Origin of the sequence: Flavobacterium sp. (genome assembly GCF_052437795.1) — a bacterium.
In the GTDB taxonomy this organism is placed as follows: Bacteria; Bacteroidota; Bacteroidia; order Flavobacteriales; family Flavobacteriaceae; genus Flavobacterium.
Window position 1 is genome coordinate 528,375 of record NZ_JBQVPA010000001.1, and the last position, 23,316, is coordinate 551,690.

Consider the following 23,316-nt stretch of genomic DNA (forward strand, 5'->3'; position numbering starts at 1 on the left):
GAATACAATACAAAACCCTGTAACGCTTAGCAGGGGTTGTCATTGATGGAAAAATACGTAACTCATTTCACAGTCCCTTATCAGTCCAGAAAATGTAGGGTGCATCCATTTTACATTTTTTATGAATTTTGCTACTTCGGCCTCGAAGTAAGCCCTGAATTTCTCATTCTCAGGATTCTGGAATGTGGACTCAATTATAAGGTCTTTAACGGAGCCATTTTTCATAAGTACAAAATCAACATCTGTATATGAAGATTTTTTTCCGCTCTTCTTTAGGTAACCCACAGGATACACGAATGATTTTTTTAATTCTGTATCCGTTCCGTCGATGAAATCCTCATATTCCTTTTTACTCTCTTTTGGAATATGGTCTTTTTCATGCAAATGAAATATGCGGTCAGGATTATCGGTTACGTATTGCTGTTCCGCTTTACTGGTAATTGAATCGATAAAATTCCCCCCATGCCTTTTCCGGATCTCAGTCCGCATCCGACCCTCGTAACAATTTTTTACGAAAAAGTGGTCGTGCGGAAATACCACATCGCTTATCATAACAGCATTCGTATCAAGAGTGATATTATATTGTGCAAGTTGGGGCCTTATGTAATGCTCGATATTAAGCTCAAGGTATTTTGCACGGAATTCAGGAGCCATAAAGGAGGAGTAGGGCCTTATTACCAGTCTGTCTAAAGCAATGTCATTTTCAGCCCTTTTCGTTTCATTTATGCAGGCGGTATCTATGATGACAACTTTTTTGGAAAAGTCATCGCTGCTGTAAATCTCTATAGGTGTTTCCAGAGATGATTGCCTGTATCCCGAACAGGAGCATAAAAATGCTGAAAAGAAGAATAGTAAATATGACTTCATAACTTGTTTTACTGGCAAACGCTTAAAAGATATATTTCGTATAAAAAGAAAACCCCGCAGCACTCACTGCTACGGGGTTTCAAAACAAACCAATTACCAAACTTATGCTCTTACGAACTGGACATCTATTACCAGTTTTACTTCTTCGCTAACCAATACACCGCCGGTTTCAAGTGCCGCATTCCAGGTAAGGCCAAAATCTTTACGGTTTAGCTTGCCTGTAGCGCTAAAGCCTGCCTTGGTGTTGCCCCATGGGTCTTTTGCGATACCGCCGAATTCCACATCAAGGGTGACAGGTTTTGTATTCCCTTTGATGGAAAGGTCGCCGATTAGGGTGTAGTCGTCATCGCTGTTCTTTTTGAAAGATGTTGATCTGAACGTGATCTTAGCATCCTCTTCAACGCCAAAAAAATCAGCTGTCTTAAGGTGGTTGTCACGGTCGGCATTACCTGTATTTACAGATGATGCTTCAGCACTGAAATCAAATTCAGCATTCTCGAAATCATCGCCTTCTGTTATGGCTTCAGCGGTAAAGTCGTCAAACTTGCCCGATACGTTGCTGAACATCATGTGTTTTACTTTAAATCCGATCTCTGAGTGTGTTGGGTCAATTGCCCATTTTGTTGTTGCCATGTTCTTAAAATTTTAAATGTTGTTATATTTAATATAATAGATGTATCTACAAAATTTGTATATACAAATGTATTAAATTATTTTTAGTTACGAAATTTATTTGCAAATATTTAGCGTAATGCCATCGGAACTTCCATGAGCAGGATTTCTGCATCCTGCGAATTGGCGGTGATTAATATCTCATCAGTATCCCATATCCCCAGGCCATCGCGCTGGTTTAGTTCAATAGTGCCAATGGTAAAGTCGCCTTTTATGACAAACGCATAAATGCCGTTGCCTTTTTTCTTAAGTGAATAATTGGCCTGCTTGTCGGTATCAAAAGTGCCGAGGTGGAACCAGGCATCCTGGTGGATCCATACGCCCTCGTCATCCGGGTTAGGGGAAAGTACCTGCTGCAGGTTATTGCGCCTTGCAGTTTCATCAAGCGTGATCTGGCCATAGCGGGGCGTTACGTTCCGTTTGTTGGGGTACACCCATATCTGAAGGAATTTGGTCAGCTTGTCCTTATTCTTATTGTATTCGCTATGGTATATCCCTATACCGGCGCTCATAACCTGTATGTCGCCTTTGCGGATCACCGCAGTATTGTTCATGCTGTCCTTGTGCTCCAGGTCGCCCTCCAGCGGAATGGAAATGATCTCCATGTTATCATGCGGGTGCGTACCGAAACCCATCCCGGGATCAACCCTGTCATCGTTCAGCACTCTCAAAACCCCAAAATGCATCCTGTCGGGGTTGTGATAATTAGCGAAGCTAAAGGTATGGTGCGAGTCGAGCCATCCGTGGTTGGCGTGGCCGCGGGTTCCCGCTTTGTGCAGGACAGTATTTTCCAGTACCAGCGAGCCCGGGTTGGGCAGGTGGTTGAAGCCTATAGGTTCCAAAGGGGTTATTTCGTCAATGTCGTTTTTAAGCGCGTCGCCCACAGCGGCCGAAGTGATGAACATCCCTGTCCCCATTAGGCCTTTTTTTATAAAATCTTTCCGGTTCATAATTGCTGTTGTTTAATTACATGACAAAGTTGAGCCATAAAAAACGGTTGGGCATTGAACTGGGACAAGAAATTATTTCAGATTTCAGATCGTAGATTTCAGATTGAGCTACACTCTTGCCGTTGACCTTTAAAGAGTATGAGTGGAAAATCTGAAATCTACGATCTGAAATCTGAAATTTTCGCTGCTTTCGCTCTCGTCTTGCTTAGGAACTCTGCCGAGATGCCCAGATAGGAAGCGATGTAGTGTTGCGCCACGCGCTGGGGCAGGGTAGGGTATTGCTCCAGGAATTCCAGGTATTTTTCGAGCGCGGTTTTGGATATGGCATTGAACAGCCTGTTCTGGGTGTGGGCCAGGTTGCGCTGTAACAGTATGCGGAAAGCCCGCTCAAATTTTGGGGCTTTTGCGAAAAGTTGTTCCTTGGTGTCGGGAGTGAAAACGAGGAATTCACAATCCTCCATGGTCTCAATGAAAATGCGGCTGGGCTTGTCTTCATAAATGCTGAAGGAAATGTCGCTTACCCAGGCATCCTCAATGGCAAAATGCAATATCACCTCAAAGCCGTTGGGGTCGATATAATACCTGCGTACACAACCCTTTATCACAAAGGCTTCAAAGTCACACATTTCGCCTTCCCGAAGCATGATGGTTTTTTTAGGGACTTTGCGGTGTTCCAGCAGCGAGTTGAAAATATCCAGTTCTTCCTCTGAAAAGTTTACATACCGGCTGATGCTTTTATTTATCTGCGAAATATCCATGATGTGAGGTTTTACACAAATATAATTAAAAGAGAGGTATTTGTCATTTCGAAGATAGGAGAGATCTCATATACTGCGGGATTTCTCCTATCGTCCAAATGACAAAAGGGACTTTTACCCGTTGACCGGTTCCCAAAGCTCGATCTTGTTGTCTTCAGGATCGTATATCCATGCGAAACGTCCATACGATTCGTCCATCCTGTTGTCGTCTATGCGAACACCTTTGGCCGCAAGATCTGCCAGCAACTCATCCAGCCCCTCTACACGGAAGTTGATCATGAATTGCTGCTCCGCGCTGCCAAAATAGTCGGTATCCTGCTTGAAAGGCGAGAACACCGTTGGCCCCGCTTCCTGCATCCAGATGTATCCGCTCGTGGCTGAATTGATGCCCAGGTTTTCCTCATACCATTGTGCTTGTGCCTTGCTGTCTTTGGAACGGAAGAATAATCCGCCCAGTCCTGTTACTTTTCCCATTATTGTAGTTTTGGTTTACGTTTTAAAATGGCCGCGCTTATCAAAGATACGATGATCCCTATTGGAAGTATCTCGGTATATGTCATCCCGATCACGAACCATGGTTTTTTGTAGTTGGTAATAAGTTCGTTCATTTTGGCAGTCTCCGCTTTTATAACATCTGCCGATTTTCCCGCCGCCTTCAGGCCTTCGAGATATTCTGCCGCATACTTGGGCGCAAAGTCCGGGTAGACATTATACAAGTAATACAGCCACACCAATACATATATGGTAGAGGCGATAAGCGATATGTATAGACCAATAAGGAACGCGTTGCCAAAGCTCACGGTGTCCTCATGCTCCTTACGGTATTTTACGGTAGCCACAAAAATAAGCGAGAAGGCCGCCAGCATAGAGGCAAAGCCTATAAGCATGGCAAAGTCATTATGAGGTGCTCCGGTAACCATTGTGATAAGGTAACCGATCACTGAGATCCCACCCCCAAGGAGGCCATAGGTAAGTACAAGTTTTTTCATAAAGTTTTTGTTTTAGATCTATGGGCCAAAATTGGCGGAATGCCCTGTAAATGCGGTCATACTTTCGGGTGATTTTTGGTGTTTATAGGCGTTGCCATACTTTCGGGTAATGAATTACCTATCAATCCCAACCTTTTCCCAACCTCGACCGCTTGGGTTCTCCGTTTTACCTCCAGTTTTTCAAATATTTTAGAGGTATGGCTCTTAACCGTGTTGAGCGATACGAACAGCCGCTCGGCGATCTCGGCATTGCTCAGCCCTTCAGAGAGCAATTGCAGCACTTCCAGTTCGCGTTTGCTCAGTCCTAAGCGCTCTGCTTCCGCTACGTTAAAAATAAATTTTGTTTGCGCAGGAATGTGGACCTCCTTTTCAATAATGATGGTCTCTTTTTTTGGTCTGGCCAATTTCAAAGCCAGCCAGATGCCAAGCCCCATGAACAGCAGTGCTATCAGGCCGATGTAAACCTCCATCGAATGGCTCAGCACCAGGAAACGGAATTCCAGCCACCGCAGCAATAGCAGCAGCAAAGCCAGGCACACGCCATATGCTATGACCTCTTTGTTTTTTATTAATGCCGAACGGAACCCCATAGGGCAAAGATAAATTATTTTATCCTGAAGCACATATCGGACCTTATACTTCCTACTAAAAACCATTTGCACTTCTCCCATACTGTCACTACTTTTGAAATATAAACACGACCCAAATGAAAATCGTCATATCGCCTGCAAAAACACTCGATTACGAAACCAAACTGCCTACACGCAAACATACCCAGCCTGCCTTTTTGGCGAATGCCGAGACCGTGCACGAAACGCTGAAAGAAAAAACACCTGCCCAACTGAGGGAATTGATGGACATTTCCGATAAGCTGGCCGACCTCAACTGGGAGCGCAACCAGGAATGGAGCACGCCGTTTACGACAAAAAATGCCCGCCCGGCAGTATATGCCTTTAATGGCGATGTATACACAGGGCTGGAAGCCTATACCATTCCAACGGCTAAAGTGGGTAAATTGCAGGATACGCTCAGGATACTGTCCGGACTGTACGGTCTTTTAAAACCGCTCGACCTCATTCAGCCCTACAGGCTTGAAATGGGCACGCAGATGCCCGTTGGGGAGAATAAGAATTTGTATGAATTCTGGAAGCCTATCGTTACACAGGCGTTGAATGACGAATTGAAAGAGGGCGAACTATTCGTCAACCTTGCCAGTAAGGAGTATTTTGACGCGGTTGATGCCAAAGCCCTCAAAGTCCCTGTAATTACTCCCGAATTCAGGGATTACAAAGATGGGCAGCTGCGCATGGTGAGCTTTTATGCCAAAAAGGCGAGGGGCATGATGGTGCGCTATATTATCGACAAAAATGTAAAGACACTGAAAGGCCTGAAGGGTTTTAACTATGATGGTTATGCTTTTGATGCAAAGCTTTCGACAAAAGATATACTGGTGTTTACCCGGTAGAAGCCAAGCCCCCTAACCCCCGAAGGGGAATGCCCCCCCGATCGCTAAAAGCCAATTGGATATAATAAAAAATGCTCCGAAAATTATCCGGAGTATTTTTTATGGGTTTGAGTGGAGTTCCCCCTTCGGGGGTTAGGGGGCCTAATGCATCGCCTCGCTCATATCTACTTTTGTTTTGCCTCTTCTTACCAAAAGAATGAATGGTATGCATATTAGGAATAGTATCCCGAGGTACAGGAATACATCCATGTAGGACAGCACAGTAGCCTGTTTGGTAACGCCAAAGTCAATGATCTGGTGCGCTTTCGCCAATGCCTCATTAGCACTAAAGCCTTTCGACATGAAGCCCTGCTGCAATTGCGTTACGCGCTGCTGCACTTCAAAGCTTGCACTATCCAGATGCGCAATGGCATCTACCCTGTGCTGTTGTGCAAAACGTGATATGAATGTCGTGATGATCGCGATCCCGAACGAGCCGCCCAACTGGCGCATCATGCCTGTAAAGGCCGCGCCCTCACCAATGCTTTTCCCTTTAAGGGACGACAGCGACATGGTTGTTATCGGTACGAACAGCAAGCCAAGGCCCACACCGCGTAGGATAAGCGGCCAAAAGAAGTGCTCAGCCCCTGTATCAGGTGTCATGACATTGAACATCCAGAAGGTGAACAGGAAGAATACCAGGAAGCCAACTGCCACCATATAGGTTTGCGGCACGCCCCGCTGTATCATCTGCCCGATGAACGGCATCATAAAAGCTGTCATTATTGAGCTTGGCACCAGCAATAATCCGGCATCCAGCGCCGTCCACCCTAAGATCGACTGCGTATAAAGCGGTATAATGAATGTTGACCCGTATAGGCCGAAACCGAGCATGAAACACATGATAGTACCAATGCGCAGGTTACTGTCTTTCAAAACCCTTAAGTTTACTATGGGGTGCTCATAGGTAAGTTCCCTCCAAATGAAGCCCAGTAACCCAAAAACGGTCACTACACTCAGCGTGACGATCGTACCGTCGGCAAACCAATCGTCCTGCTGCCCGTGCTCCAGCACATATTGCAGGGACCCGATAAACGATGCCAGCAATACGATTCCCCACCAGTCCACCTGGTTGGCCTTCAGTTTCTCGCCATATTTAGGGCTTTTCACATACATCAGGGTTAGCAGTGTTGCAATGATGCCTATCGGAATATTGATATAAAAGATGTACGGCCAGCTCCAGTTGTCCACGATCCAGCCACCCAATGGCGGCCCGAGTGTAGGTCCAACGATAACGCCCATACCGTATATTGCCTGCGCCATCCCGCGTTTTTCGGGAGGATAGCTCTCGGTTATGATGGTCTGTGCCGTTACCAGGAGCGCGCCACCGCCAAGCCCCTGTATGAAGCGGAAAGCGACAAGTTCCCAAATGTTGCCGGCATTTCCGCAAAGGAATGAGGCAACGGTAAATATGACAATAGAGACGGCAAAATAATTCCTGCGGCCAAATTGCTGGGATAGCCAGCTTGTCATTGGGATCACGATCACGTTTGCGATCGCGTAGGCGGTGATCACCCAGGCTACATCGGTAAGGGTGGCGCCAAGTGTACCGCGCATGTCGTTAAGGGCCACGTTCACGATGGTGGTGTCCACAATTTCGAGCAGGGCGCAGAGTACTGCCGTTACCGTGATGATAACCCGCCTGAAGCCGTGTTCGACCAGATCCTCCTGAACGATCGCTGTTGCTGCCATATTATTTTACGTGTACGTCCACCTCCACGTTCATGCCGGGGCGGAGCAGTTTTACTTTTTCCTTGTCGTTCGCTGGGGTCAGGCTTATTTTTACCGGAAGCCTTTGTATCGTTTTCACGAAATTGCCCGTAGCATTATCCGGTGGCAGCAGCGAGAAACGTGAACCTGTAGCAGGGGAGAAAGAGGTGATTTCGCCTTCAAACTCGGTATCAGGGAAGGCATCGGCCTTGATGGTCACTTTCTGGCCTTCCTTCATCTTATTGAGCTGTGTTTCCTTAAAGTTGGCCACCACCCATGTTTCCTGGCTGCCGATGATGTAAAACAGCGACTGTCCCGGCTGTACCAGTTGTCCGGGCTGTATGTCGATAGCAGAGACTTGCCCATCCACCTGTGCGGTAACTACGGTATACCCCAGGTTGAGGTTGGCGGCATCCAGCGTGGCCTTCGCCCTTTTAATATTGGCAGAAGCCACTTCGGTCTGCTTGCCGGAAACATTGGAACGCGATACGCTCACACTTTTCTGGTAGTTGCTGGCGGCCTGTTGCTGCTGTAGTACTTTCAGCTGTGCCTCGGCCTCCTGCTTGGTGGCCTGTGCCTGCTCGAACTGCTGCTTTGTTATCGAATGGTTCTTGTACAGGTTCTCAAAACGCTTAAAGTCATTGTCGGCCCTCCACAGTCGTACTTTAGCGGCTTCAATGTTCCCTTTAGATGACTGCAGGTTCGCTTCGGACACCGATACATTCGCGCTTGACGTACCAATGTCGGCTTTTGCAACTTCATAATTGCCTTCGGCGGCGGCAAGGGCGGCTTTGGCATCTTCCACACGCACCACATAATCTTTATCATCGATCACAAAAAGCGTATCGCCTTTTTTCACGATGTCGTTATCCTTCACATACACTTTGGTCACATATCCCGTAACGCGTGGTATGATGGGGTTCATGTTGCGTTCCACCTGGGCATCGTCAGTTTCTTCGTGCGCCTGGGCATGCATGTACTTGAATGTCCCGTAAACACCACCCAGCACCACAAGGACGATCAGGATGATGAGGAATTTTTTATTCGTTTTTTTCTTTTCGTTTTTTTCCATGGTGATTAGTTTTGATTTGATTGAAGATCGAACGATCCGGTGAGTTTGCCTGAGGCGTTAAGCAGTTCGTAGTAACGCTGTGTTATGTCGGCTTTGGAAAATGTCTGGTTAAGCTGTGCCTGCAGCTGCTCTACATCAGCCTCCAGCAGGTCATTGGTGTCTACAAGGCCATTGTCGTACTTGTCCTTTACGATCCTGTAGTTCTCAGCCGCCTGTGCAAGCGCTTCGTCATACACTTTGCTCTGCTTTAGCGAAAGGTCATAGTTCTCCTGTGCTTCCTTTACCTGTATCTTCACACGGTCAGAGAGCAGGTCTACCTGGTATTGCGTTTCCTTTGCACGGCTCTGGGCAGCCTTCACTTTTTTATCGTTCTTGAAGATGCTCGAAATGTCATACGACACGCCCACCCCAAAGTTCACGGCATTGTATACCTGAACCACATTCTGTATGTCAAGCGCTACATAACCTGCCGATAGTGCTATCGAAGGATAATAATCGCCTCTTGCCACCTTTATTTCCGACTCAGCTGCCTTTTGCTGCCACCTTGCCGCCTCTAGGTCACTGCGCTGTGCCATCGCATCTGTAGCCGACGATGGGGGCGTAATACTGCCTGAATTCCTGAAATAAGCCCCGTCAGGCTGTATTTCGGTGTTCTCGGGTAGCCTAAGCAGGGTCACAAGCTGATAATTGATCACAGCGGCTTTTTTACGGGCATCGTCTAATGTCAATTGGATGTTGCTCACCTGCAGCTGCGCCTTCAACAGGTCGTTGCGGGCAAGCAGGCCGTTCTGCTCCATGGCCGAGAAGTCGGCCACACGCTGGTTGGCGCTCTTCAGGTTCTCCTGTATCAGGGCGATGGACTCCTGTGCCTTGTACAGGTTCACATACAGCACGATCGCCTGCATGGCAAGCTGCTCCTTGGTGCTGGCCGCATTGAACGTTTGTGCCTTGTAAATGTTCTCCGAGGCATCAATGCTGTTCTTCAGCTTAAAGCCCGAGAATAGCGGCATGCTCAGGCTTGCCTGCCCGAACATGATACGGTTCACTTCGGGCGATGCCGAGCTTCCGGTCTCCTCGCCCGGTTCAGCAGGTTCGCTGCTGCCGGTAGGGATCCTGAACTTCACGGTCGGGTTAGTGATCCTCATGTACTGCGCGGATACCTTGAATTCGGGGTAAACATTGTTCTTCACGTTATCCACATCCAGTTTGGATGTAGCCACGCGGGTGTTGGCGAGGCCTGCCTCGGTGCTGTTGTTCACCACGAGCGCGATGGCCTCCTCCAGCGGGAGCGGCTTCTTTTGCTGGGCATGCGCTGCGACACCCAGGAAGAGGAGGCTTCCCATTGCTAAATTTCTAATTTTCATGTAATAAAAGCGCTTTAATGGTTCGTTTTATGTGGGTCGTAAGCTCATTTTCAATATAAGCCTCAAAGGCTTCGTCGGTATCCAGCCCGAGAAGCGGGGCCATGAACGAGCGGTTCATACGGAAGTGCACCAGCGTGCCTAAGATGGTAGGAGGGATAAGTGCGACATTCACATCTTTCACAAATACACCTGTATCCTGGCCTTCACGAATGATTTTCTTAAACGCCTCAAAGTTGGCCCGTTTTATATCGGTAAAGGCATTCATATCCACCCCGCGCTTCCGCGAAGAAAGTTCAAAATGCAGGATCTGGTACATGCATTTGTTCTTGTTTATGCGCGAAATGTAAAGGTCGATAAGGCGGTCTGCTTTCTCAAGCGGGGAGAGGTCTTCGTGGGAGATATGCTCCAACTGCATCCTCATGCCTGATATGCGGTGAACGATAAGGGCTTCGAGGAGTTTTTCCTTTGAGCCGAAATAGTACGAGATCATCGCAATATTCACATTGGCTTCTTTGGCTATGTTACGGATGGAAGCACCGTCAAAACCTTCTTCGGCAAACAGCTTTTCAGCTGCCTGCAAAATGTCGAGTTGCTTGTCGTTAAAATCTGTCATTGCCTGTATGTTTGGATCACGGCGCAAAGTTAAACACTTGTTTAAATTAAACGTTTGTTTAAAATAAATATTAACAATATGTTAACAGAAAACGGTTTCGAAAAGTCTAATAGATAATTTCTATTAAGTTAATTTAATATATTTATAATCAAAATATTAAATTACATTATATGAAGTTATTGTTCCATTACTTGATTTAAGTTAGCCAGTTGGCCAGTATGGTTTTTCCAAAGGGTGTGAGTATGGATTCGGGGTGGAATTGCACTCCTTTTACATCTAAAAACTTATGGCGTATTGACATTACCTGCCCTCTTCCATCTACCGAAGTCACTTCCAGGACATCGGGTAAAGTGTCTGGGTCAACGCTCCAGGAATGGTAGCGCCCTACTTCAATTTCGGGAGGCAGTCCCGCATAAAGCAGCTCGTCATCCGCGGTTATCGTTATGGTTGCGGCCACCCCGTGGTACACTTCTTCCAGATTGATAAGGCTTCCGCCGAAAACCTCGCCAATTGCCTGTTGCCCAAGGCATATACCGAGAATGCTTTTGGTCGGGGCATATTTTTTTATAATGTCCTTCAGCAGTCCGGCCTCATCTGGGACCCCCGGGCCGGGCGAGAGCAGTATCTTGTCGTAGTCCGCAGGTTCGTCTATCAGAACCTCGTCATTGCGCAGTACGGTTACTTTGGCATCTAATGCCTCAAGGTAATGCACCAGGTTATAGGTGAAACTGTCATAATTATCGATAACAAGGATCTTTTTCATAAAAAAAGTGAGATAGTTGCCTGCAAATGTAAGCATTCTGCCCGTTTTTTTGATAAACTTATAAATCTACTAATTTAGTAGACTAATAAAATATTTTTGCTTAAGTTTGTACCGCATCCAATTAAAATAATTATGACATTGCTGCAAAAAACCATGTTCTCCGGTTGTTGTCCTTTTGTAAAGGAAGGGTTTTTTGTGGCATGATGCATCAAATGTAAGTTTAGTTTCCACACAAGCTCCTCCCGCAAGAGGGGCTTTTATTTTATATTATGAAACACCCCGTATATACCGCGAATTACCTCCGCTCCGGCGTGCTCCCCGATAAGGGAAGGACCATTTATTGGGTAGAGGAATTCTTCCAGTGGATGTTTTGCATCGGCCCTAAATATGCTGATCATAACTATTTCCTGACGAAGGAAAAGGAACTGGAAGAACTGCTATCCGAGCTGCTTGATACGTCGGGAATGGACATAATTACTATTGATGCATTTATCTTGTATTTAAAAGATAAGGTATTTTTACTTCATCAAAAACTTGAAGATGATTTAAAAGCTATTTTCGAGTTTGATCCGGCCGCAAGATCCAGAGGCGAGGTACTGGTTTCGTATCCCGGATTTTTTGCCATAACCGTATACCGCATAGCGCACGAATTCTGGCTCAACCGCATACCTATCCTGCCCCGAATGCTCAGTGAATATGTGCATGGTAAGACGGGTATCGACATCCATCCCGGCGCGCAGATAGGCGAGCGCTTCTTCATCGACCACGGCACGGGCATCGTCATTGGCGAAACGGCTATCATTGGTAACGATGTAAAAATGTACCAAGGCGTGACCCTCGGCGCGTTAAGCGTAAGCAAGGCCGAAGCTTCTGTACAACGCCACCCAACCATTGGTGATAACGTAACCATTTATGCTAATGCCACGATACTCGGCGGGAGTACCGTGATAGGAGAGGGGTCGGTCATTGGCGGGAATGTATGGATCACTCACTCCATCCCGCCTAACTCTATGGTGTACCACAAGAGCGAGGTCACCATAAAAACAAAGGAGCTATTCCCTGAACCGTTAAACTTTGTAATATAAATTTTGAAATATATGAAAGCAGATTCAATACTGAAGACGATAGGAGGCACGCCGCACGTGCAGTTAAGCAGGCTCTATAGCGGGCGCAACGTATGGATAAAGCTGGAGCGCAACAACCCGGGCAACAGCATAAAGGACAGGATCGCCCTGGCCATGATCGAGGATGCCGAGGCGAAGGGCCTGCTCAATAAGGATAGCGTTATCATTGAGCCGACCTCGGGCAACACAGGGATAGGTCTTGCGTTGGTGGCGGCGGTTAAAGGCTACAAGCTAATTTTGGTAATGCCCGAATCGATGAGCGTGGAGCGCCGCAAACTGATGTCGATATACGGTGCGGAGTTCGAGCTGACCCCACGCGAAAAGGGCATGAAAGGCGCGATCGAAAAAGCGGCAGAGCTGACGGCCTCAACCCCGAATGCATGGTCACCGCGCCAGTTTGACAATCCGGCTAATGTAGCTGTACACGAGCGTACGACCGCACAGGAGATCCTGGCCGACTTTCCCGATGGGGTCAATTACATCATTACCGGTGTGGGTACGGGAGGGCATATAACAGGTATAGCGTCCGTTTTAAAGAAAGAATGGCCCGACCTGAAGGTATTCGCTGTTGAGCCCGAATTATCACCTGTATTGAGCGGCGGAACTCCGGGACTGCACCCTATACAGGGCATAGGAGCAGGGTTTGTGCCTTCCATCTACCAAAGCAACCTTATTGATGGCGTGATACAGGTAGGTAAGGATGAAGCGTTTGACTTTGCACGCCGTGCCGCAAAAGAGGAGGGACTGCTGGGCGGGATATCCACAGGTGCTTCACTAGCGGCGGTTAATAAAAAGCTGGCCGAAATACCTCAAGATGCCGTGGTGCTGACATTTAATTACGATACGGGCGAAAGGTACTTGTCTATCGAGGGGTTGTTTTAGCCTCACCCCGGCCCTCTCCAAAGAAGAAGGAGAAACTTCACTCAGATGGAATTTCGGAATGGGAATTATCCGAAATATTCATTTGTTAGGGGATTCTTCCTTTGTCAGAATAACAACGTGCTTTTATTCAATACATAAAAAAGCCCCTCTCATTACTGAAAGGGGCTTTTACATTTTCAATTTAAATACTAATTAGAACTTAAGGTTTACGGTAAGCTCGAATTCGTCATAGATGGCTTTATCGCCAATTCCTTCAACGAAGCTTTTTGAACCGTACTTAATGTCATATTTCGTCCTGTCAACTTTAAAGGTAGTTGTTGCAGAGTTCTTGCCTACCGTAAGGTCGAATGTTACCGGCTTTGTAATGTTTTTGATGGTAAGGTCGGCAGTCACAGTGTAAACATCTGCAGATTTAGCTTTGATCGTTTTGAAAAGGATCTTTGCGGTTGGGTGTGTTGCCGTACCGAAGAAGTCATCAGCTTTCAGGTGGCCTTCCAGTTTCTCTTTGCCTTCACCTGCTTTAAGGTCGGTTACCTGTAGTGAGTTCATATCGGCAGTGAACGAACCACCTGTAAGTTTTCCTTTACGGATGATGATAACACCTTCTTTAAAGTCGATGGTCCCTGAGTGAGTGCCGGTAAGTTTTTCACCTACCCATACGATCTTACTTGTTTTTGTATCGATCTTTTTTTCCTGTGCTGTAGCTGCAAATGTTGAAAGGGCTGCTACGAAAGCGATAGCGATTGTCTTTAGGTTTTTCATGTTCAAAAATTATTTATTTAGTTTAAAAGATTAAAGGTACTATTGTTATTGTTCCCCGCGGTATTTCTCAAGCAGGAGGTTAAATGTTGTTAGTTCATCTTCGCTAAGGTTATCGGCGTAAGCCTGTTCATGCCTGTCCACCTCAGGGTCCAGCGCGGCAAGCACTTCGATGCCCTTTTCAGTAATGGCAATATCCATTTTGCGGCGGTTCTCGGGGCAAACTTCGCGGGTAACGAGTTCTTTCAGCAACAGCTTGTCTACCAGGCGGGTAGTGTTGCTTGTTTTGGATATCATACGTTCCTGGATAAGGCCCATGTTGGCAGGCTTCCCTTTTTGTCCGCGTAATATCCTCAAGACGTTGAATTGCTCCGTAGAAAGGTCATGGGGTTTGAGCACCTCATTAAATGTCTCGGACAAAACGATCTGTGTGTACATGATATTAAGTATCGTCCTTTTGCTTGGGGACAATGCTGTTGTCGACTTTATTGCATCTTCTATCTTCATAGTTACAACTACAAAATTTGTATATACAAATTTATAAAAGTTTTTAATTGTATATATAATAGTTATGTTAAATTTTACGAAAATAAGTCAGGAGGGTAATTTTTGCCTAATTTTAGCTTCCTTAAAAATTGAAGATAGTGCGATATACAAGAAATTCTATCATTGCAGCTTTGTCAGCCTTTGCATTATTCTCCTGCGGAAAGAAAGAGGAGAAGGCTGTGATAGCGGAAGATCCAGCCCCGAAACCGCTGAAAGTATACAGTGCCAATGGCGTTTCGGTCAAAGCTTACGACTTTAACGGGTTGGAGCATTTCCTCAAAAAGCAAAACGACACGACCTATGTGGTTAACTTTTGGGCAACGTGGTGCGTACCATGTGTGGAAGAACTTCCGCATTTTGAAAAACTGAATGAAAAGTATAAGGAAGATAAGGTGAAAGTAGTACTGGTAAGCCTTGATATGTCAAAGCATGTAGAAAGCAAACTGCTCCCATTCATAAAGGAAAGGCAATTGAAAAGTGAGGTGCTGTTCCTGCAGGACCCCGACCAGAATACCTGGCTGCCGAAAGTAGATACCACGTGGACCGGCGCTATTCCGGCAACAGTAATATATAGTAAGGACAAGCGCAAGTTCTTCGAAAGATCATTCACATACGAAGAACTCGAAAAAGAAGTAAGCAATTTTAAATAACAAGCATATATGAAGACAATAAAGTTCGTAGGATTATTTTTGGCCGTAGGGCTCATAGCTGCCTTTACAGTGAAACCTGTTGCAGGATATAAAGTGGGCGATGTTGCCACCGACTTCAGCCTGAAGAATGTGAACAACAAAATGGTCTCGTTGAAAGACATTAAGGATGCCAAAGGCTACATTGTGGTGTTTACATGCAACCACTGCCCGTATGCGGTGGCTTATGAAGACAGGATCGTAGCGCTGGATGCCAAATATAAAAAACTGGGCTACCCGGTAGTTGCCATCAATCCGAACAACCCTGAAAAGCAAAAAGACGACAGCTTCGCCAAAATGCAGCAAAGGGCAAAAGAGAAAAAATTCACATTTCCATACCTGCTTGATGACGGCCAGAAGATCTACCCACAGTATGGCGCTACCAAGACCCCGCACGTTTATCTGTTGCAAAAAACTGCCAAGGGCAATGTGGTGAAATATATTGGCGCTATCGATGATAATTATGAAGATGCCAAAGCCGTAAAGACAAAATATGTAGAGAATGCCGTGGATGCACTTCTTAAGAACAAAGAAGTTCCGGTTAAAGAAACAAAAGCTATTGGCTGTTCGATAAAAGCATAATACTTTTGCATAAAATTTATAACCAATGAACATTTCACAAGAAGAATGGTGGAGCAAGCTGCAGGAAGACGGTAATGCCGTTATCCTGGATGTGCGCACTGCCGACGAATGGAGCCGCGGCATCATACCCGGCGCTATTAATATCGATATTTACAAAGGGCAGGGCTTTATTTACAGCCTTGAAGAACTGGACAAGTCAAAGAATTACTATGTATACTGCGCCGCAGGGGCGAGGAGTGGCCAGGCGTGCAACATCATGGGGCAACTGGGCTTTGAGGCTACCTACAACCTTGTGGGCGGCATGAATGGTTGGGGCGGCCCGGTCGTTGCACCGGAGGAGTAGAAAAGTTAGCCTTTAATTACACAAATTCCATCAATTTTTATTTGTGTTAATTCATGGCAAAAATAAAACGGGCTGTTTATCGCAGCCCGTTCTTTATTGTCTTTTTGAAGAAAAACTATTCACATTCACTTTCCAGTAGTCAATGAGGTTCTTTATTTTCTCCTTGTATTTGTTGTAATCGTTCCCTTTGTGGATGTAACCCTGTATCGAAAGCTTATTGGCCTGCTTTAGCGAATGCTCATCCTGCGCGTTCGAAATAAAGATGTAGGGAATGTCCTTGTCAAGTATCAACTCTTCGTTCAATATAATATTACGGAGCTCAAAACCGCCCAATTTGGGCATGTTAATATCGGAAATGATAATGAAAGGCTCAATTTCCGGCTTTCGGATGTAGTCAAGAGCTTCTGTACTATCAGAAAAAAATACGATCTTATTCTTGTAACCAAGGTCACGGAATATCTCCCTCAAAATATCCCTGTCATCTTCATCATCCTCGATCACAAGTATATCCCTGTGCATTTTCATAAATAGGTGCGGGTTTTTTAAATTTAGTTTTGTTCGGGTGTGTTGGCGTGCAAAATAGAAATTATTTTGAAACTCAATTTATGTTTGAAGCAGAATTATTTGTAAAATTTAACAATTAGTAAGTTTTTACAGATACAAAAATTCTAAAGTCATAAAAACTATTTTCATTACCTTGGCACTACTAAAAAAATAGTAGCAATGAAAATTAAAATAGCAGCCATGATCCTGTTCGTGCTGGCAGGATTCGCATCGGCATCAGCACAGGAAAATGCGACCACCATTTTGGATAAAGCATCGGCCCAGGCAAAAAAAGAGAATAAAAAAGTATTCCTGATGTTCCATGCCTCATGGTGCAGCTGGTGCAAGAAAATGGACAACAATATGAATAGTGATGCCTGCAAAAAACTGTTCGATGATAATTATGTCACAGCGCACATCACGGTACAGGAATCGCCTAAGAATAAAGCCCTCGAAACTCCGGGTGGCGCGGAGGTGCTTAAAAAATATAAAGGAGAGAGATCTGGGCTGCCTTATTGGGTGATACTTGACGATAAAGGTACGTTGCTGGCCGACTCCAATAACGACAAGGGCGAGAACCTTGGCTGTCCGGCAAGCCCGGAAGAAGTTGCGGTGTTTATCGAAAAGCTCAAAAAGACTTCAAAGCTATCAAAAAAAGAGCTTGCTGTGATCACAGGAACATTTACCATTAAAAAATAAGTGATGAAGAAGTTACTATTCCTTTTTTTAGCCACATTCTCGTTACTTTCATGCGAAGCCCAGGAGAAGAAAGGGGTTGAACTGGTACCACCCGCACAATTCGAGAAGCAGATGGCAGCTGAGAAAGGCCAACTTATCGATGTGCGCACGCCAAAGGAATTTGGCGCCGGGCATCTGGAAGGCGCGCAGAACATCCATTTGTATGATAAGGACTTCAGCCAGCGCGTGGATAAGCTTGACAAGAAGAAAACAGTGTATGTGTACTGCAAGGCGGGAGGGCGCAGCTCTGAAGCGGTTGACACGCTAAAGGCAAAAGGCTTTACACACATTGTGGAGCTACAGGGCGGCACCGATGCGTGGACCGAAGCAGGCAAACCCGTTAAATAATAATTTCAGATCTCAGATCGTAGATTTCAGATTGCCACTCATACTCAATTGGACTCAGTTAGATTGAAAGGGGATTTAAGGCAAGAGTGAAGCTCAATCTGAAATATGAAATCTACAATCTGAAATAAAATGGCCACCCCACTCAACATCATACTCATCGTCATACTGGGACTGTTCTCGGTAATGATCGGTGTGCTCATATTTCGACTGTACCGTTCCGAAAGGGTCAGGAAAAAGCTGGAGACACGCTTTGTAGAGATGGAGAACAAAGCGAATACCCTACAGCTCCAAACGCTGGAGGCACGGCTCAATCCGCACCTGTTCAAGAACATCCTCAACTCCATACAGTCGCACGCGTATCAAACATATTTTGCTATGGATAAGCTGTCGAACGTGCTCGACTTCATTTTATATGAAAGCCAAAACCGCTTCGTCAGCCCAAAGGAGGAGATCGAGTTCGCGCTTAACCTTATCGAGATCAACAAGATCAAGATAAGTCCGCTTTTTTCCATCAACATTAAAAAGAAGATCGATGAGCAGGACCCGTTGTATACAGAAAAGATCATGGCGCCGCTCATTTCCATCGACCTGATCGAGAACGCCTTTAAGCATGCCGACCTGCAAAGCCCAGATGCGTTCATATCGATAGTTATCGAATTCAGGGACAATTATTTCTCGATGACGGTAACCAATAAAATATCGGGTAGATCGGCATTCCTTAAAGAACACGGCGGCATAGGTGCGGCGACTTTGGAACAGCGCCTAAAGATAATCTATAAATCATGCTACAAGCTGGAACGCCACGTAGAGGAAGACCTGTATGTAGCCCATTTAAAAATAAACCTGCTTGAATACAAAAATAAAATGCTTACTGCTGGATGATGAGTTGCCCGGGCTGGCTTACCTTAAAATGATATGCGAGCAGATGGACGCACTGGAGGTGGTAAAAGCCTTTAACAGCCCTGAGACACTCCTGCGCGAGTGGGAGTCACTGGACTTCGACCTGCTTATTACCGATATCGAAATGCCGGGTATGAACGGCCTTCAGGTGGCTGATGTGGTAAAGGGCAAGGCAATCATATTTACCACTGCTTACAAGGAATTTGCTGTTGATGCGTTCGACAGGGATGCTGCCGATTATGTGGTGAAACCCGTAAAGCCGGAACGCCTGCACCAGGCTGTAGAAAAGGTTATTGCCAGGATGAACAAGCCCCGGCAAGCCCCGAAGCAGATACAGCTGAATACCGACAGGGGCAAGGCGCAGATAAGCACCGCAAAGATATTCTGCGCGCTTACATCAGACATTGACAGCCGCGACAAGATATTGCTGATGGGCGACGGGACAAAGATCACGGCCAAGAACTGTTCGTTCGAGAAGCTGCTTGAGATGCTTCCTGCCGATCAGTTCGCACGCATCAATAAGAAAGCCGTGATAGCGCTCAGGCACGTACAGTACTACTCGCATGACGAGATACGCGCCGATATGCTGCTGCCCGACGGTAGGCATTACACCTTCCCGCTCAGCGAGATCTACAGGAGCGACTTTACTGCCAAACTGAAGAAGTAGTTTCATTACATAATTCTCCCTCTTTACTACAAAACCTTTTTCTGAGATCCTTAATGTGGTGTTAACATAATTTTTCTGTGTAATATTGTGGCACTTTTAGCCAATAACACGTATGAAAAACTTAAGGAATACCGTTTTTTACATTGCGGTCGTAGTCTTTTTTTCTGTATTGATATACCTGACGCTCCAAAATGGCAAAAGCCTTGAGGATGGCCGGGAGATAGTATCTCAGGCATCTGGTGTAGGGCAGTGGGAAGATTTCCTGGCATCATTGCAGCACAACCTTAAGCACCCGCTTGCCATCCTGCTGGTACAGATCGTGACCATTATTTTCGTAGCCCGTTTCTTTGGCTGGATATGCAAAAAGATCGGGCAGCCTACTGTTATTGGCGAAATGATAGCCGGTATAGTTTTGGGCCCATCATTGGTAGGAACATACCTCCCTGAATATTCAGCGCTTCTATTTCCCGATGGGTCTAAAGGCAACCTCCAATTCCTGAGCCAGATAGGGCTTATCCTCTTTATGTACGTAGTGGGCATGGAACTCGATCTGAGCGCCCTTAAAAACAAGGCCAAAGATGCAGTGATCATCAGCCATGCCAGTATCATAATACCTTTTACCCTGGGGCTTGGGCTGGCCTATTTCATTTACACGCAATTCGCCCCTGAAGGTGTGGAGTTCATGGCATTCGGGCTTTTCATGGGTATCGCCATGAGTATAACCGCATTTCCGGTACTGGCAAGGATAGTGCAGGAACGTGGCCTGCACCGCACCCGCATAGGTGCCATGGTAATTACCTGCGCCGCGGCTGACGACGTTACAGCATGGTGCATTCTGGCGGCGGTCATTGCGATAGTAAAGGCGGGCAGTTTTGTAAGTTCCCTATACATTATCGGATTGTCAATAGCTTACGTATTCCTGATGCTTTTGGTCGTAAAGCCGTTCCTCAAAAAAATAGGCGAATTGTTCAGCAACCGCGAAAATATAACCAAGCCTGTTGTTGCGATATTTTTCCTTACGCTGCTCATTTCTGCCTACACTACAGAGATCATTGGTATCCACGCATTGTTCGGTGCGTTCATGGCGGGTGCCATCATGCCCGAGAATATGCGTTTCCGCAGCATATTCATCGAAAAGGTCGAAGATGTTTCGCAGGTAATGCTTTTGCCGCTGTTTTTTGTTTTTACAGGGCTTAACACCAATATCGGCCTGCTGAACGATCCCTATATGTGGAAAGTCTGCGGGCTTATCATTGCCGTCGCGGTAGTGGGTAAGTTCGTAGGCAGCGCGCTCACGGCAAGGTTCGTCGGGCAAAACTGGCGTGACAGCCTTACCATAGGCGCGCTAATGAATACGCGAGGCCTTATGGAGCTTATCGTACTTAACATAGGCCTGGAGCTTGGCGTTCTTTCTACAGAGATATTCTCGATGATGGTGATCATGGCACTGGCGACCACATTTATGACCGGCCCTGCGCTCGACCTCATAGGATATATTTACAACCGTAAGAAAAACTATATTCCGGCAGAGATACGCCAGGTGAGCAAGTTTAAGGTGCTGGTATCCTTTGACAGCCCCGAAGGAGGTAAGACACTGCTAAAGCTCGCAAACGCCTTTGTAAGGAAGATGAATGGCAATGCCATGGTAACGGCCATGCATACATCGCCCAGCAGCGAGATACATACCTTTAACCTTGAGGAGTATGAAAAGGAAAGCTTTAAGCCTGTTTTGGCCGAAGCTGAAGCCCTGAACCAAAAAGTAACCACGCTGTTCAAGGCTACTACCGATATGGACAGCGATATCACCATCGTGGCCAACAAAGGTGAGTTCGACCTGGTATTGATCGACATAGGCCGATCGATATTTGAGGGGACATTATTAGGAAAGATATTAGGCTTTACCACACGTATCATCAACCCGGAGAGCCTGCTGAATACCTTTACCGGTAAGGAAAAGCTATTTGAAAACTCACCTTTCGATGACAAGACACAACATATCCTGAGTAAAACTGAAGCGCCTGTGGGTATTTTGGTCGATAAGGAATTTAAAAGTACCGACAGGGTTTTTGTGACCATTTTCGATCCGGCCGATGCATTCCTAATCAATTTCGTCCAAAGGCTAATCAGCAATGCGGGATCTCAGGTTACCGTACTGGATGCTGATGGAATGGTAAAGAACAATGCCGAAATAAAAGAAAGCATACGTGCGATAGAGCATAATGTACCCAATCATATCAAGCTGCTGAGCCAGAGAAAGATAGAGAAGGAATTCCTTGAAGAGCAGGACCTGATGATCATCAGCGTGGACAGTTGGAAAAAACTGGTAGAATCGCGCAGTACATGGCTCAATAATACCCCTTCACTTTTAATAATAAAGGAATAATGATAAGGGAGGCGTTTTTGTTATCCTGCATGTTATTTCTGGTAAAAGGCTTCGCTCAGGAAGCATCTAAAGCCCCGGAGGAAAAAAAACCGGAGGAAAAGAAATTCGAAGCCGGTTTTGACGGCATGCTGGCTGTATCGTACGGAAGTAAAACTTTAGGGATCAACGTGGGCGGTCCCAGCCTTAAGTACAAGTTCACTAATAGTTTTAAGGTAGGGGTAGGGGCATTCCCATCATTGATATTGGTAGATGAAAGGGCTTATCCAAGGCTTGCGGTATCGCCCATAATAGAATATAAGAACTGGATGGCCATTACTTCATATTATGGTTACGATGCAAAAGACGAACCGATATGGACATTCGGGATAGGATATAAATTCCTGTAAAATAAGGCTAATTCGATCTGAGTCAAAAAAAGGATGGCACTCTATTTACGGGCTATCCTTTTTTTATTGCTTCACTACCTGCAGCCATTCATAAATATAGTCGGCCTCTTCCTGCCATGTGGGCAGTGCCAGCACAAAGTGGTTACGGTCCTTAAATTCTTTATAGTCGGTTACCGAGTGTAAAGGGTCGTACTTTACAAAGTTGTTGTAAATTACAGGTTCAGGGGTCATGTGGTCGCCCGTTCCTGTAATGAACAATAGCGGAGGGTGTACCTTTTTAAAGTCTATTTTCGTATCCCTTGTCAGTGCGTCCCTAAGTACAAGTTTGGATGCGGGTATGGCAAAGTTTTGGTAAGAATCTTTTTGTTCGTGGTGGTCCATCCCGTTAGCAATGGCATAATTCCATTCTTTTTGGTCCATGAGGTAAGCCTTTTTAGACAATGAAAGGAATCCAAGTGGTTTCCAGATCGATCTTACTGATGACCATTCTAAAGAAAGCGAGCCATATGCAGGCGCGGAATGTATGGCAATTCCGGCCGCAACGAGTTCTCTGTTAACCAATAGCTGTACAATTAGCCCTCCCAGCGAATGCCCGATCACAATGGGCTTTACGGGAAGCTTTTCTATGATGGCTATGTAGTGGTTTATCACATCCTTCAGGTGTGTCCCTGCAAGCCCCATATCATTGGGCAGGCGGTCGCGCAGTTCTTCTGCCGTACCTTCCTTATGCGGCCAGGCAGGCGCGATACACTTGTAGCCTCTGGACTCAAACCATTCTGTCCAGGGTTTCCAGATGGTGTGGCTTATAAACGCGCCGGTTATAAAAACAATAGTATTTTTGGTAATAGCATTCATTCGGGGTCTTCTTTTTCATAGCAGTTTTACGTTATGCCAGCACGTCGCGTATCTCTTCTTTCCTGTCGAACATCTTTTTTGCAAAAGGGCACAAAGGGATGATCTTCACGTTTTTTTCGCGGGCAAATGCCACGGCTTTATCCAGCAGCTTTATGCCCACACCCTTAAATTCGGGATTCCCTACCGTGTGCTCTATGATGAATTTGTCTTCGCCGGCCCATACGTAGGTCATGATCCCTGCCTCTGTATCGCCTTCCACAGCCCTGAATTGGCCTTTCTTTCCGTCGTCAGTATGTTGTATTTCCATTTTGA

At 45.9% G+C, this 23,316-nt stretch carries 29 protein-coding genes; 12 read left to right on the top strand and 17 right to left on the bottom strand.

Features of this window, described 5'->3' with window-relative positions:
• Positions 1-39: 39 nt before the first annotated feature.
• The 7 genes from ACT6R0_RS02470 to ACT6R0_RS02500 all read right to left on the bottom strand — a co-directional run bounded on the left by ACT6R0_RS02470 (position 40) and on the right by ACT6R0_RS02500 (position 4,826).
• Positions 40-867: a hypothetical protein gene (locus ACT6R0_RS02470; RefSeq protein WP_444650979.1), complete on the bottom strand. Its 828-nt coding sequence runs from the start codon at positions 865-867 to the stop codon at positions 40-42.
• A gap of 102 nt (positions 868-969) precedes the next feature.
• Positions 970-1,500, bottom strand: coding sequence for a YceI family protein (locus tag ACT6R0_RS02475; protein ID WP_444650981.1), 531 nt, complete (start codon positions 1,498-1,500; stop codon positions 970-972).
• Between the two features lie 110 nt (positions 1,501-1,610).
• Positions 1,611-2,333, bottom strand: coding sequence for a pirin family protein (locus ACT6R0_RS02480; protein WP_444652309.1), 723 nt, complete (start codon positions 2,331-2,333; stop codon positions 1,611-1,613).
• A 314-nt stretch (positions 2,334-2,647) separates the two neighbouring features.
• Positions 2,648-3,247 (bottom strand): Crp/Fnr family transcriptional regulator, encoded by a 600-nt coding sequence (locus ACT6R0_RS02485; RefSeq protein WP_444650983.1) that lies wholly within the window; start codon positions 3,245-3,247, stop codon positions 2,648-2,650.
• A gap of 114 nt (positions 3,248-3,361) precedes the next feature.
• Positions 3,362-3,721, bottom strand: a complete 360-nt coding sequence (locus ACT6R0_RS02490; RefSeq protein WP_444650985.1) for a VOC family protein — start codon at positions 3,719-3,721, stop codon at positions 3,362-3,364.
• Positions 3,721-4,236 (bottom strand): DUF4199 domain-containing protein, encoded by a 516-nt coding sequence (locus ACT6R0_RS02495; RefSeq protein WP_444650986.1) that lies wholly within the window; start codon positions 4,234-4,236, stop codon positions 3,721-3,723. The genes ACT6R0_RS02490 and ACT6R0_RS02495 overlap by 1 nt, the downstream gene beginning before the upstream one ends.
• Before the next feature lie 56 nt (positions 4,237-4,292).
• Complete coding sequence (locus ACT6R0_RS02500; RefSeq protein WP_444667356.1) at positions 4,293-4,826, bottom strand: response regulator transcription factor; 534 nt, start codon at positions 4,824-4,826, stop codon at positions 4,293-4,295.
• 116 nt (positions 4,827-4,942) lie between these two features.
• On the opposite strand from ACT6R0_RS02500, the gene yaaA reads away from it, so the two are divergent.
• Positions 4,943-5,701, top strand: coding sequence for a peroxide stress protein YaaA (gene yaaA / locus ACT6R0_RS02505; RefSeq protein WP_444650990.1), 759 nt, complete (start codon positions 4,943-4,945; stop codon positions 5,699-5,701).
• A gap of 141 nt (positions 5,702-5,842) precedes the next feature.
• Here the strand turns inward: yaaA and ACT6R0_RS02510 are convergent, their stop codons facing one another.
• The 5 genes from ACT6R0_RS02510 to ACT6R0_RS02530 form a co-directional block, all read right to left on the bottom strand.
• Positions 5,843-7,432: an MDR family MFS transporter gene (locus ACT6R0_RS02510; protein WP_444650992.1), complete on the bottom strand. Its 1,590-nt coding sequence runs from the start codon at positions 7,430-7,432 to the stop codon at positions 5,843-5,845.
• Between the two features lies 1 nt (position 7,433).
• A complete protein-coding gene (locus ACT6R0_RS02515; protein WP_444650994.1) occupies positions 7,434-8,522 on the bottom strand; it encodes an HlyD family secretion protein in 1,089 nt (362 codons plus the stop codon).
• Between the two features lie 5 nt (positions 8,523-8,527).
• Entirely contained in the window at positions 8,528-9,865 is a 1,338-nt protein-coding gene (locus ACT6R0_RS02520) for a TolC family protein (RefSeq protein WP_444656258.1), read from the bottom strand.
• Between the two features lie 10 nt (positions 9,866-9,875).
• Positions 9,876-10,499 carry a TetR family transcriptional regulator gene (locus ACT6R0_RS02525; RefSeq protein ID WP_444650998.1) on the bottom strand — a complete coding sequence of 208 codons (624 nt, stop codon included), beginning with the start codon at positions 10,497-10,499 and terminating at the stop codon, positions 9,876-9,878.
• Between the two features lie 196 nt (positions 10,500-10,695).
• Positions 10,696-11,262: an anthranilate synthase component II gene (locus tag ACT6R0_RS02530; RefSeq protein WP_444652310.1), complete on the bottom strand. Its 567-nt coding sequence runs from the start codon at positions 11,260-11,262 to the stop codon at positions 10,696-10,698.
• A 269-nt stretch (positions 11,263-11,531) separates the two neighbouring features.
• On the opposite strand from ACT6R0_RS02530, the gene epsC reads away from it, so the two are divergent.
• The gene (gene epsC / locus ACT6R0_RS02535) at positions 11,532-12,347 is read left to right on the top strand and encodes a serine O-acetyltransferase EpsC (protein WP_444650999.1); all 816 of its coding nucleotides are present in this window, start codon (positions 11,532-11,534) and stop codon (positions 12,345-12,347) included.
• A gap of 12 nt (positions 12,348-12,359) precedes the next feature.
• Entirely contained in the window at positions 12,360-13,268 is a 909-nt protein-coding gene (gene cysK, locus ACT6R0_RS02540; RefSeq protein ID WP_444651001.1) for a cysteine synthase A, read from the top strand.
• A 192-nt stretch (positions 13,269-13,460) separates the two neighbouring features.
• Here cysK and ACT6R0_RS02545 read toward each other — a convergent pair whose 3' ends face one another.
• A complete protein-coding gene (locus tag ACT6R0_RS02545; RefSeq protein WP_444651003.1) occupies positions 13,461-14,030 on the bottom strand; it encodes a YceI family protein in 570 nt (189 codons plus the stop codon).
• Between the two features lie 45 nt (positions 14,031-14,075).
• Positions 14,076-14,534: a MarR family winged helix-turn-helix transcriptional regulator gene (locus tag ACT6R0_RS02550; protein ID WP_444651005.1), complete on the bottom strand. Its 459-nt coding sequence runs from the start codon at positions 14,532-14,534 to the stop codon at positions 14,076-14,078.
• A 137-nt stretch (positions 14,535-14,671) separates the two neighbouring features.
• Between ACT6R0_RS02550 and ACT6R0_RS02555 the strand changes: the two genes are divergently transcribed.
• Genes ACT6R0_RS02555 through ACT6R0_RS02565 form a run of 3 tightly spaced genes read left to right on the top strand, consistent with a single transcriptional unit; the run spans position 14,672 to position 16,184 of the window.
• Positions 14,672-15,223, top strand: a complete 552-nt coding sequence (locus ACT6R0_RS02555; RefSeq protein WP_444651007.1) for a TlpA disulfide reductase family protein — start codon at positions 14,672-14,674, stop codon at positions 15,221-15,223.
• 9 nt (positions 15,224-15,232) lie between these two features.
• A complete protein-coding gene (locus ACT6R0_RS02560) occupies positions 15,233-15,841 on the top strand; it encodes a thioredoxin family protein (RefSeq protein ID WP_444651008.1) in 609 nt (202 codons plus the stop codon).
• Positions 15,842-15,866: 25 nt separating this feature from the next.
• Complete coding sequence (locus ACT6R0_RS02565) at positions 15,867-16,184, top strand: rhodanese-like domain-containing protein (protein ID WP_444651010.1); 318 nt, start codon at positions 15,867-15,869, stop codon at positions 16,182-16,184.
• 93 nt (positions 16,185-16,277) lie between these two features.
• Here ACT6R0_RS02565 and ACT6R0_RS02570 read toward each other — a convergent pair whose 3' ends face one another.
• On the bottom strand, positions 16,278-16,709 hold the full coding sequence (locus ACT6R0_RS02570) for a response regulator (RefSeq protein WP_444651012.1): 432 nt from the start codon (positions 16,707-16,709) through the stop codon (positions 16,278-16,280).
• 198 nt (positions 16,710-16,907) lie between these two features.
• Here ACT6R0_RS02570 and ACT6R0_RS02575 point away from each other — a divergent pair, with 198 nt between their 5' ends.
• From ACT6R0_RS02575 to ACT6R0_RS02600, 6 genes are all read left to right on the top strand, one after another.
• Complete coding sequence (locus ACT6R0_RS02575; protein ID WP_444651014.1) at positions 16,908-17,426, top strand: thioredoxin family protein; 519 nt, start codon at positions 16,908-16,910, stop codon at positions 17,424-17,426.
• Between the two features lie 3 nt (positions 17,427-17,429).
• Positions 17,430-17,813 carry a rhodanese-like domain-containing protein gene (locus tag ACT6R0_RS02580; RefSeq protein ID WP_444651015.1) on the top strand — a complete coding sequence of 128 codons (384 nt, stop codon included), beginning with the start codon at positions 17,430-17,432 and terminating at the stop codon, positions 17,811-17,813.
• Positions 17,814-17,942: 129 nt separating this feature from the next.
• Positions 17,943-18,695 (top strand): sensor histidine kinase, encoded by a 753-nt coding sequence (locus ACT6R0_RS02585; RefSeq protein WP_444651016.1) that lies wholly within the window; start codon positions 17,943-17,945, stop codon positions 18,693-18,695.
• Positions 18,661-19,380 (top strand): LytR/AlgR family response regulator transcription factor, encoded by a 720-nt coding sequence (locus ACT6R0_RS02590; protein WP_444651018.1) that lies wholly within the window; start codon positions 18,661-18,663, stop codon positions 19,378-19,380. Before ACT6R0_RS02585 ends, ACT6R0_RS02590 begins: the two co-directional genes overlap by 35 nt.
• 112 nt (positions 19,381-19,492) lie before the next feature.
• Positions 19,493-21,763, top strand: coding sequence for a cation:proton antiporter (locus tag ACT6R0_RS02595; protein ID WP_444651020.1), 2,271 nt, complete (start codon positions 19,493-19,495; stop codon positions 21,761-21,763).
• Positions 21,764-21,792: 29 nt separating this feature from the next.
• Positions 21,793-22,149, top strand: a complete 357-nt coding sequence (locus ACT6R0_RS02600) for a hypothetical protein (protein ID WP_444651022.1) — start codon at positions 21,793-21,795, stop codon at positions 22,147-22,149.
• Between the two features lie 63 nt (positions 22,150-22,212).
• Here the strand turns inward: ACT6R0_RS02600 and ACT6R0_RS02605 are convergent, their stop codons facing one another.
• Positions 22,213-23,004 carry an alpha/beta hydrolase gene (locus ACT6R0_RS02605; RefSeq protein WP_444651024.1) on the bottom strand — a complete coding sequence of 264 codons (792 nt, stop codon included), beginning with the start codon at positions 23,002-23,004 and terminating at the stop codon, positions 22,213-22,215.
• A 31-nt stretch (positions 23,005-23,035) separates the two neighbouring features.
• Positions 23,036-23,311 carry a GNAT family N-acetyltransferase gene (locus tag ACT6R0_RS02610; RefSeq protein WP_444651026.1) on the bottom strand — a complete coding sequence of 92 codons (276 nt, stop codon included), beginning with the start codon at positions 23,309-23,311 and terminating at the stop codon, positions 23,036-23,038.
• Between the last annotated feature and the right edge of the window lie 5 nt (positions 23,312-23,316).